Here is a 10020-nt window from a genome sequence, read left to right on the forward strand (position 1 = left end):
CACTCAGATGCTTATCTATCTGTTGAGCCATCTCCAATTTCTGCATCTGCTCGAATAATACGGGGATGTCATCTACCCGTTCCGTGATAAGAGTGAGCGTTTCGGTCATGAAACGAGGTTACCTCAAATTTGCTAAACCCCGCAAAAAATGAGCGAACCATGAGTCATAAGACTATCTCTGGTTTCTTCAGGGGGCAAGTGCGGGATCGAGGAGGTGAAGCTCCTGAAGCGACGTAGGCAAGAGGGCATTGGTCAGGTGCTCGATAATCCCAGCAATAACTCCCTCCGATTTATTGCCCTGGGCCAGCCGAATCGTACAGTCATCGAGGGCGGGTTTGAGAGTGCGGATAGCGAGCTGGCTCTGAAGCGCGGGAAGAAGCGCGGGGCACTCTTGTAAGAAACGGCTATTGAGAAAGAGATGGGGGGGATTGAAGACATGGATTGCGGCCGCAATGCCAATGGCCAGATAGTCCAGATGCGCTTGAATCACCTCGGTCTCTCCCGCGTTGTAGCGGGCAATGGCTTCGTCTAGGCTGGCCGCCCCCATGGCGGTCTGGAGCGAGAGGTCGCTGACCTCGGTCTCCAAGCAGCCACGGTTGCCACAGCCACAGAGTCGCGCCTCCGGGCCAGAGTTGACCGTGATATGGCCCAGCTCACCCGCAAGCCCTCGGTGACCGGTGAAGGGTTGGCCACGCAGAACCGCCGTAAAGCCCACGCCTGTCGAGAGATCCATGAGAGCAAAGTCATCAAGGCCCTGCGCACTGCCACGGTGGCGCTCCGCCAGGCTGAGGGAGTGAATCTCGTGGATCAAAACGCAGGGAACGCCGAGAGCCTTTTGGAGATCCAGGGCGGGTGTGTGGCCGTCGGTGATGTGCACATTTGGCGAGAGAAGACCACGCTGCTCGGTGTAGTCAATCAGGCCGGGCATGGCCACGCAGAGCCCGTACGTTCGCATCTTGGGCTGAGCCCGGCGCTCCTGTGCCCAAGTCAGCGCCGTGTGCAGGAGCGCCTCGTAGCTCTCGGGCGTGGTAAAGCGCGTCTCGTCGCGCAGGACGCCATCCAGCCCGGCGGTCACGAGGCGGCACTGAGGTTGGTCAATCACCACCCCTAGCACTTGCGCCCCCTTGGAGGGAACACGTAGTTTCTTGGCGGGACGGCCTCGGCGCACATCGGCATCGTCCTCTTCGATCAGCCAGCCGTCACGCAAGAGCGCTTCGACGGCCTTGGAGGCAGTGGGGGCAGTGATAGAGGTCGCTCGCGCAAGCTCGGCACGTGAGAGCGACCCGTTTCGTTGTATCGTCCGCAGTACCCGCCACTCGTTGATACGTCCTAATAATCCTGGCTGAATCTTACCCTTGGATGGCATACGCAGTCATTGTAGCAGAATCCGGCGGGTACAATAACACCATGCCTCGATTTCTCTCGGTTCATACGTTCCCGCCCGGTGAGTTTACTCCCGAGCGCATTGAGGAGATCGCCGCGCAAGGCCAGTCCGACCCTGTGGTACGTGGCTACCGAAGCTTCCATAGCCCCACCGAAGGCCAGATCGTCTGGATTCTCGAAGCCCCCAACAAAGAGGCCGTACTAGAGTTCTGTCAGCGCGTCGGCCTGCCGGTAGATGCAGTCACGCAACTGGAGCTCGAAGGCCATGTCGGCGTTATTCGAGCGACTGCGCCTTAGCCTCCTAACCTCGTCCAATGGCGGGCGCTTGGGATGAGCCAGTAGCCGTAGAGGCGGTGTAACGTTTTGTTTGTCAGGTGCGATAAACCTCAAGGAGATTTTATGAACGACTGGCCACAGTGGCGCGGGCCGCAGCGCAATGGAACGACAGATGGAGCAAAGCTCCCGGCAAGCTGGCCGGAGGCGCTTCCCAAGCCCAAGTGGCGCACGCCGCTGGGGATTGGGTACTCGTCGCCCGTGATCGCAGGGGGGATGGTCTACATCCAGGGGCGCGATACCAAGACGGGCCAGGAGGTCTGCTACGGCCTCTCGGACAAGACCGGAAAGATCGTCTGGGCGCATAGCTACCCCTCGGAGTTCCGTCCGCCCGATCCCACCGCGGGCAAAGGCCCCAACTCCACCCCCACGGTAGATCGTGGGCAGGTGTACATGCTCGGCCTCGGCGGGATGTGGCACTGCTTCGAGGCCCAGACCGGCAAGATCCTCTGGAAGCACGACTTTGCCAAAGAGTTCTGGGGCGTGGACGTGGACGCCATGGGCGACAAGTGGTTCCCGGTCTGCGGCGCGACCAGCTCCGCGCTTACTGTCGGCGAGGAAGTGATCCTCTCGGTGGGGGGCAAGAAAGCGGGTAGCATTGCTGGGTTTGACCGCAAGACTGGCAAGCTGCTCTGGAAGGCCCTCGACGACCGCTCCAGCTACGCCTCCCCAATCCTGGAGACAATAGACGGAGCGCAGCAGCTGATTGCCTTCACCGGGACGCGCATGGTCGGGCTGCATCCCAAGACCCATGCCCTGCTCTGGGAGTACCCCGTAAAATGCGGCTTCGAGCAGACGATCATCAGCCCGCTCACTTGGCGCAACCGGGTACTGATCGCCCACGAGGCCAAGCCGACGGTCGCGCTGGAGCCCAAGAGCGGGAAGGTGCTGTGGCAGAGCGCGGAGCTGAGTCTCTATCTCTCGACGCCCGTTCTCCTCAAGGATCATGTCATCGGTTTTGACGCCCGCTCGCGCCGTGTTGTCTGTGTGGATGTGGAGAGCGGAAAAACGGTCTGGAGCAGCCCGGATCGCATGGGGAAAAACTTCGCCTCGTTTGTGGTCGCCGGAGAGAGCTTACTGATCCTGAGCGACCTGGGCGAGCTGTCTGTCCTCGCCGCCGATCCGAGTGCCTTCAAGCGGCTCAAGACCTACAAAGTCGCCGAACCGGGCTCGCTCTGGTCCCAGCTCGCCGTGGTAGACAACCGTCTCTACATCCGGGATCAGACGGGACTGAGCTGCTACGTGGTGTAGGTTGTGTAGCGAGTCAGGGCGGGAACGCGCTCCGGGGGATCGGTACAGGCCTCCTGGAGCGCCGTGACCAAGGGGCGGAGCACGCGAACCTCACGCAAGAGAGCAAATGCCCGCGAGTTGGCCGGGGCGGCAAAGTCCTCGCGCCGGAACAGCAAGTTGTCGCCGTTGTCTAGCCGATACCAGAGCTCCGGAGCCACGGCTAGCGCCCGGAGCGCCGTGTAGATCACGAGCGCCGGGAAGCGATCCAGTGTACGGTCGTAGCGGCGCTGTGGGTGCTGGTAGGAGGGATGGCCTAGCTCGCCGGGAGGGAGTTTTTCCAGTACGGGAGCCCACAGGGCATCGTAGTCCAGAAGCCGTAGCTCATTTTCGGGGGTCACCAAGATATTGCCGTGCTGTAAGTCCCCATGGGCAAGCTGCGCCACTTCAAGCTCACGGATCAGCACGCCCCAGCGCTCCGCCAGAGCCTCCAGCGCGGCACGGTCATTGAGGTGCTTCTCCACCCAGGCATTCAGCGGCTCGCCGTCTTGCCAGGGCAGCTTCATCAGAGGGAAGCTCCCCGTCGCTAAGACCAAACCCTCAGGCTGGTACTCAAAGGGCAGCAGGCACCCCGGCCAGCGGGGCAGAGCCGCTAGAAGAGCATAACGCGCCGTACGATGTGGTTCATCGCGCAGAAAGAGCCGGACTGCCCACTCTAGCGTGCCACTTCCGTCACTTTTAAAGCGATAGACATTGGCAAAGTTCCCCGTGATCGGCTGAGGGAGCCCAAAGTGCCCAAGCGAGGCGAGTTTCGCGCTACCTAGCTCTCTATCTGTAAAACAGTGAGCAGGGAACGCAAGTGCTTCCTGATAGTCGAGCTGTGTAGGCCAGGTCATCGCGAAAACGATTCTACCGTGTCTGAGAGAGACATGGTATACTGTTTTGCATCGCACAGGTTCTGTGCAGAGAGTTTGTTAGAGCAAGCGGAGTTTTGCTCTCGAAACCGTCGGCGGCAGGTGTGTTCTCTGGCCGCTTTTTTCGTGTGAGAGAGCCGGTTTGTGAAAAATTTCGCGAAGGTACGCACTGCGTACCGGCAAGGAGTTTATGAGATGAAATCCCCTGTGATGGGCGGCGGACGCCGCGAGCTTAACGTGACCTGCCCTGGCTGTAGCTACACCTGTATGTTGCCGCCGTCGGCGATTATGCGCAATCAATTTTTCTGCTCGGGCTGTGGCAAGCAGCTCGACCTCAAGCAGCTCCTACGCGCGATGGCAGGCGATGGTCCCAGCGTTGGCCTTGGTGCGCGCAACGACCGCGAGAGCCGCTACAAGAGCGCCCGTAAAGCCGCTGGCCGCCGGTAGAAACCACGTCTAGAAAGCCCCTGTAAGCTTGTGCTTGCGGGGGCTTTTTTTATGTGGGGTGCTAGGCAGGTATAATCCCTCTTGTGAATGAAGTGGAAGTGTTGGGAAGAGAAGCCGGGGTGCGTACTCGCCCGGAGAGTCTTGAAGATGTTCAGGAGATTCTGAAGCACGCTTACGGATCGGGCAGTGCCGTGATTCCCTGGGGCGGGGGCACCGGGCAGGACTATGGCGCACCGCCGCGCAAGGCCGATATCCTCCTCGATCTGAGCGGGATCAATGCCCTCGTGGCCCACGAGTACGCCGATATGACCGTCACGGTTCAGGCAGGAATGACGCTTGCAGCGCTGCAAGAGCAGCTGGCTCAGCACGGGCAGTTTCTCCCGCTAGATCCGCCGCATTCGGAAAAAGCCACGATGGGTGGGATTCTGGCGACCAATGCCTTTGGGCCTCTACGGCTAGGCTACGGCACCGTCCGCGACTGGCTCATCGGAATTACCGTGGTAGATGCGCAGGGACGGCTGGTAAAAGGCGGCGGGAAAGTCGTCAAGAATGTCACTGGTTACGACCTGCCCAAGCTCCATGTGGGGGCGCTCGGAACCCTGGGAGTGATTGTCGAGGCGACGTTCAAGGTCAGCCCGAAGCCAGAGACGGCACGAACCCTGGTGGCGCAGGCCAACCCCGGACGCGATCTCGAAACGGCGAGCACACGGCTCTGGAATGAGACACGTCCGGTGAGCCTGCTCCTGCACGAAGAGGCACAGGGACGCTTTCTGGTAGCGCTTTATCATGGCACCGAAACAGTCACCGACGATGCAGCGCAGCGTGGCGCGGAGATTGCCACAGAGTGTGGGCTCACTCCCGTGCAACTCTACCCTGGTGAGCTTGTCCCCGAGTCGCCCGATGCGCCCGTCCAAGTGCGCCTTGCCGCTTCTCCTGCCGATATGGTCGCTCTGCATGCTGCGGCTTTCGATGCTCTTGTGGAAACTGAAGTGACTCTGGACACCTGGCTAGGGGTTGGCACTCTGACACTCTCCTGGACCCCCGATGATGAGAAAGCCCGAACCGGTGTCGCGCGGGCGCTCCTGCTAGCCAAGGTGCGTGGGGCTCACTTCACACTCCTACATGGTTCACTTGCCCTACGCTCCGGTGGCCTAGAGACGCTTTGGTTCCCGGCTCCCCCTGCACGGGTGCTCCATGAGCGGGTAAAAGAGGCACTTGATCCGTACAACTTGCTCAATCCGGGGCGCTTTGTGTGCGGAATCTAGCTTGGCAAAATCTTGACAAACTGCCGCTGATGGCCTACAATCAACTTCGCTAGTTTCTTGCCCAGGTGGTGAAATGGTAGACACGCCAGTTTCAGGTACTGGTGCCGCAAGGTGTGGGGGTTCGAGTCCCCCCTTGGGCATCTAGCGGAAAACTCCCAGCTTCTCATGGAGCTGGGAGTTTTGTTTTCTGTGCTTGTGTTTGCCGAGGGATCGGGGTATTGTGTGACCGGAAAACCATGCTTATTCTTCCCGCACTTCTTCTATACACACTCTGCGCTATGGGCCAGGTCTCAACACGGGGAGTGATTGATCCCCATAAGCTGAGCCGTCCAGCAGATGCGGTTGATCTGGTCGGGGCAAAGGGCTACGAGCTGGTGCCGGAGAAAGAGGCCGCCCCGACACGATGGGTCTTTGAGAAAGGTGTGCTCACTGCCCCGCGCGGCTGGGAGAGCCTCATGACCAAAGAGTCCTACCAAGACTTCCGCCTGCACGTGGAGTTTAGTGTCAATGACGTCAAAGACACCACGGATCTGGAGAAGAACGGCAACTCGGGGATCTATATCCAGCAGCGCTACGAGATTCAGATTCTCAACTCGTTTGGCGTGGCGGAGAAAGACTACAAGCCCAGCTACGGCGGCAGTATCTACCAGCTCAAGAAGCCGGATCGTCTGGTCAATAAAAAAGCGGGCGAGTGGCAGAGCTATGACATTGTCTTCCGCGCGGCCCGTTTCGAGGGCGAGAAGAAAACCGAAAATGCGCGGGTCACGGTCTACCAGAACCAGCAGCTTATCCACGACGACTTTCCCATCCCCCGCAAGACCGGGGCGGGCCAAAAAGAAGGGCCGGAGCCCCGGCCTATTCTGTTTCAGGGACACAACAACCCCGTGCGGTTCCGAAACGTCTGGATTCAGAAGCTCACACTTGAGACCCCCACTCCGTAGGAACGGTGACATGTGTCATGCCCGAAGATGCTCCCAAACCTCAGCCCTCTTCCAGCAGTGATAGGGGCGGTACAGGTAATGGACGACCGCCCTCACGGGTCGCTACGGGCCCTGCGCCGGAAGAGGCGAAGGGAACGATTGTGGAAAAAAGGGGAGGCAGTAGTCTTTTCAAGGTGAAACTGGACAATGGAAACCAGGTTAATGCCTATCTGCTTCTTCCGGGACGGCAAGGTTGTATTAAGTTGGGATCAGGAAATAGAGTCTTGCTTCACCTTGCGGGAGATGGGATTCACTACTACATCGTAAAACGCTACAGATAGCCCCTGAGCTAACCGTCCCACTTTTTCCAGACAGTTACCTTGCCGAAGGCTTTCTCTAGCGCGGGCAGAAACTGCTTGGCATCGCCGACGATCACCAGCCGCGCCTGATCGGGGGCGAGGATTTGCGCTGCAAAAGTGCGCACTTGGGCTTCGGTGAGCGTGGGAATCGCGGCCAGGAGGCTACCAAACTCGCCAAGCGGCAGACCGAGGCTTAAGTGGCTGGCGAGCGTGCCCGCAAGGCCGCTGCCAGTCTCCATCGCACGTGTGGCGGGGCCAAGGAGCGTGGACTTACGCGCCACGAGCTCGGCATCGTCAATGGGGTCTGTCGCGAGGGTCTTGAGCGCGTCTACAAAGAGCGTCGCCACCTCGGCGGCGGACTCGTTCTTGGTCTGGCAGGCGAGCTGAAAGAGCCCTGTGTAGCGCCGCGCCCCGAGGCCGCTGCCTGCACCATACGAGAGCCCCCGCTCGATGCGCACGGCTTTGTTCACGCGCGAGGAGTACCCGCCGCCTAGGATCGCATTGGCCACCTCGCCTACCGCATAGCGTGGGTCGGCGCGGCGCAGGCTGGGAAGCGCGAGAAGCACGGCGGCCTGGCCCGCGTCGGGCTTGTCAAGAACCACCACTTTAGGTACGCCCTGGAAGGCAACTTTCGGGGTCGGAAGCGGAAGTGTCGGGGCTTTCCAGCTCCCCAGATGCTTCTGCGCCAGGTCAAGCGCCGCCGCCGCCGTAAGATCGCCCGTGACGATAAGAGTGGCACGGCGTGGGGTGAAGACCTGCTGCCAATAGCCTCGAATATCACTTTGCGTCAGCTTTGCCAGCGTGCTGGGCAGCCCTCCGAGGCGGTTGCCGTAGCCGGTCTGGCCAAAGAATAGCCGCTGCACCATGCCTCGTGCCAGCGTCGAGGGCTCTTCGAGCGCCTGGGCGACCTCGTCCCTTGCCTCGGCACGGGCGCGCGCGACTTCGTCTTTCGCAAACGCGGGCTTCTGCACGACCTCAGAGAGCAGTGCGAGGGCCGCTTGCCCATTGTTTTGGGGAACCGTGATTCCTACGGTGAGGCTGTCCCAGTCCGCGGAGGCTCCCAGCGAGCCGCCCAGCGCTTCTGCCAGAGCGGCAAGCTGCGAGGCGCTCTTACCCGTGCTTGTGCCCCGTGTGAGCAGCGTGGCCGTGAGCGAGGCAAGGCCTGCCTTGGCGACTCCCACGATTCCCGCACCACCCGGCACGATTAGCTCCAGTGTCACCAGCCCCGAGCCAGGCCGCGCCGCGTGCACCACGCGCAGGCCATTTGCCAGCGTGCGGTCCGTGAGGCTCGGCATCAGAGCCGGGCGCGGGCTGGAGGGCACGGGCGCTTGCTCCTCCGCAGGCGCTGCTGCCACTTTAGGAGCCGTTTTCTTGGGCGACATCGGAACCGTGGGCGCTTTGCCCGTGGTGTAGCGAATCAAGAGCGAGTTGCTCTCGGTCAGGTAGAGCCGCGCCACACGCTGAATATCCGCCGCTGTCACGGCAAGGAGCGCGGAAAGCTCGGTGTTGACCCGCTCCGCACTGCCCAGAAGCACCTCCGCACTCCCCAGTGCTCCTGAGATTCCCTCGGCGGTCTCTTTTTGGTTCAGCACACCCACCCTGAGCTGCGTGCGAACCCGCGCCAGCTCCGCCGCGCTCACGGGCTGTGCTTTAACCTTCTCCAGCTCCGCCAGCGTCGCCTTGCGCAGTGCCTCCAGGCTCTTGCCGCCCGCCGTGACGCACTTTACTGTAAACATCCCCGCATCGGTGCGCAGGTCCGCGCTAGTGCTTGCCTCCGAGGCGAGCTGCTGCTTGTAGACCAGGCTCTGGTGAAAGCGCGCCGCCTCGCCGCCTGAGAGGATCGCGTCCAAGATTTGCAGGGTGGGGGCATCTTTGTGGCGCTGGTCGGGAACCAGGTAGCTCAGGGCAAAGGCAGGCAGAGGCACGCTCGGCCCATGAACCTCCAGCCGCCGCACTGCTCTGCGGGCGGGTTCTTTGACGGTGACCCGCGGAATCTCGCTCTCGGGGTGCGTCACTCTGCCAAAGTAGCGATCAATCCAGCCATCGCACTGCGCCGGGTCGAAGTCCCCCGCCACGACAAGAACGGCATTATCCGGGCGGTAGAAGGTCGCATGAAACGCCTTCACGTCCTCCAGAGTCGCTGCATCTAGCTCCGCAATATTGCCAATCACCGGTCGCCGGTAGGGGTGCACGCTCCAAGAAGTGCCCTCCAGCGCATCGTCGAGGCGGCCATAGGGATCGGCCAGCACGCCCTGGCGGTACTCCTCTTTGACCACATCACGCTCCGAGAAGAAATTGCTCTCGTCCACCTGAAGGCTCGCCATCCGATCCGCCTCCGCCCAGAGCAGGCGCTCTAAGTGATTCGAGGGCACGACTTCATGGTAGACCGTGACATCGGGCGTGGTGTAGGCATTGTTCTCCCCGCCCACGTCCTCGGTCAAGCGATCCAGCTGCTCATCGGCAAGATTGCGGCTGCGCTTGAACATCAGGTGCTCAAAGAGGTGCGCAAACCCGGACTTGCCCATCGGGTCGTCCTTGGCTCCCACTTTGTACCAGACCTGAATGGCCACGGTCGGGCTCTTGTGGCTCTCATGGGTGAGCACCACTAGCCCATTGGCAAGCACACGCCGACGAAACGCAATTGGAGAAGGAAGCATGGGGGAATTTTACCCTGTCCCGCCCGTTGGAGGGGCGGCACGCCCTTTGTAGCTTTAGCTCTCTAGCACCGTTGTTCTAATCGGCGGTGCTAAAACCGCACGATAGCCGCGTCACCTGCGTCACCGACTTTTGCGAGAAGCTCTTCTTGTGCGATCTTCGCGCCTGGCTTGCCCAGCAGGCCAAACATATTGAGCTTATAGGCCTCCACGCCCGGCTGATCAAACGGATTGACCCCGAGCAGGTAGCCACTAACGCCACAGGCACACTCGAAGAAGTAGAGCAGGAAGCCCAGGTGGTAGGCATCGAGCTTGGGCAGGCGGATCGTGAGGCTGGGAACGCCGCCCTCGCGGTGGGCGAGCGCGGTGGCTTGGTACGCTGCGTGGTTGATTGCGGTTAGCTCCTGGCCCACCAAGTAGCCTAGCTCATCGGCACTGTCGCCCTCGGGGAGCGTGAGGGATGGCTCGCCGTCCTCGATAATCACAAAGGTCTCGATGAGGTTGCGACGGCCTTCTTG

At 61.0% G+C, this 10020-nt stretch carries 8 protein-coding genes, 1 tRNA gene and 1 pseudogene; 6 read left to right on the forward strand and 4 right to left on the reverse strand.

Annotated features, from left to right (window positions below):
• Positions 1–187: 187 nt before the first annotated feature.
• Positions 188–1366 carry an ROK family transcriptional regulator gene (locus RMO15_RS22790; RefSeq protein ID WP_309717707.1) on the reverse strand — a complete coding sequence of 393 codons (1179 nt, stop codon included), beginning with the start codon at positions 1364–1366 and terminating at the stop codon, positions 188–190.
• A gap of 41 nt (positions 1367–1407) precedes the next feature.
• Here RMO15_RS22790 and RMO15_RS22795 point away from each other — a divergent pair, with 41 nt between their 5' ends.
• The gene (locus RMO15_RS22795; protein ID WP_309717709.1) at positions 1408–1680 is read left to right on the forward strand and encodes a nickel-binding protein; all 273 of its coding nucleotides are present in this window, start codon (positions 1408–1410) and stop codon (positions 1678–1680) included.
• Positions 1681–1782: 102 nt separating this feature from the next.
• The gene (locus RMO15_RS22800) at positions 1783–2967 is read left to right on the forward strand and encodes a PQQ-binding-like beta-propeller repeat protein (protein ID WP_309717712.1); all 1185 of its coding nucleotides are present in this window, start codon (positions 1783–1785) and stop codon (positions 2965–2967) included.
• Here RMO15_RS22800 and RMO15_RS22805 read toward each other — a convergent pair.
• Positions 2955–3839, reverse strand: a complete 885-nt coding sequence (locus RMO15_RS22805) for a hypothetical protein (protein WP_309717716.1) — start codon at positions 3837–3839, stop codon at positions 2955–2957. The genes RMO15_RS22800 and RMO15_RS22805 overlap by 13 nt on opposite strands.
• Positions 3840–4001: 162 nt before the next feature.
• Here RMO15_RS22805 and RMO15_RS22810 point away from each other — a divergent pair, with 162 nt between their 5' ends.
• From RMO15_RS22810 to RMO15_RS22825, 4 genes are all read left to right on the forward strand, one after another.
• Complete coding sequence (locus tag RMO15_RS22810) at positions 4002–4304, forward strand: hypothetical protein (protein WP_309717719.1); 303 nt, start codon at positions 4002–4004, stop codon at positions 4302–4304.
• Positions 4305–4387: 83 nt separating this feature from the next.
• Positions 4388–5569: an FAD-binding oxidoreductase gene (locus tag RMO15_RS22815; RefSeq protein WP_309717722.1), complete on the forward strand. Its 1182-nt coding sequence runs from the start codon at positions 4388–4390 to the stop codon at positions 5567–5569.
• Positions 5570–5628: 59 nt separating this feature from the next.
• Positions 5629–5709 (forward strand) — tRNA-Leu (locus RMO15_RS22820).
• 96 nt (positions 5710–5805) lie between these two features.
• A complete protein-coding gene (locus tag RMO15_RS22825; protein WP_309717726.1) occupies positions 5806–6510 on the forward strand; it encodes a DUF1080 domain-containing protein in 705 nt (234 codons plus the stop codon).
• Between the two features lie 328 nt (positions 6511–6838).
• Here the strand turns inward: RMO15_RS22825 and RMO15_RS22830 are convergent, their stop codons facing one another.
• Entirely contained in the window at positions 6839–9505 is a 2667-nt protein-coding gene (locus tag RMO15_RS22830) for a pitrilysin family protein (RefSeq protein ID WP_309717729.1), read from the reverse strand.
• Between the two features lie 89 nt (positions 9506–9594).
• Positions 9595–10020: pseudogene (pgi, locus tag RMO15_RS22835) on the reverse strand (glucose-6-phosphate isomerase); the annotation flags it as partial.

Source organism: Armatimonas sp., assembly GCF_031410135.1.
Classification (GTDB): domain Bacteria; phylum Armatimonadota; class Armatimonadia; order Armatimonadales; family Armatimonadaceae; genus Armatimonas.

Excerpts from the sequence above, each read along its gene's own strand:
- RMO15_RS22790 (WP_309717707.1), bottom strand. The coding sequence starts at position 1,366 with ATGCCATCCAAGGGTAAGATTCAGCCAGGATTATTAGGACGTATCAAC.
- RMO15_RS22795 (WP_309717709.1), top strand. The coding sequence starts at position 1,408 with ATGCCTCGATTTCTCTCGGTTCATACGTTCCCGCCCGGTGAGTTTACT.
- RMO15_RS22800 (WP_309717712.1), top strand. The coding sequence starts at position 1,783 with ATGAACGACTGGCCACAGTGGCGCGGGCCGCAGCGCAATGGAACGACA.
- RMO15_RS22805 (WP_309717716.1), bottom strand. The coding sequence starts at position 3,839 with ATGACCTGGCCTACACAGCTCGACTATCAGGAAGCACTTGCGTTCCCT.
- RMO15_RS22825 (WP_309717726.1), top strand. The coding sequence starts at position 5,806 with ATGCTTATTCTTCCCGCACTTCTTCTATACACACTCTGCGCTATGGGC.
- RMO15_RS22830 (WP_309717729.1), bottom strand. The coding sequence starts at position 9,505 with ATGCTTCCTTCTCCAATTGCGTTTCGTCGGCGTGTGCTTGCCAATGGG.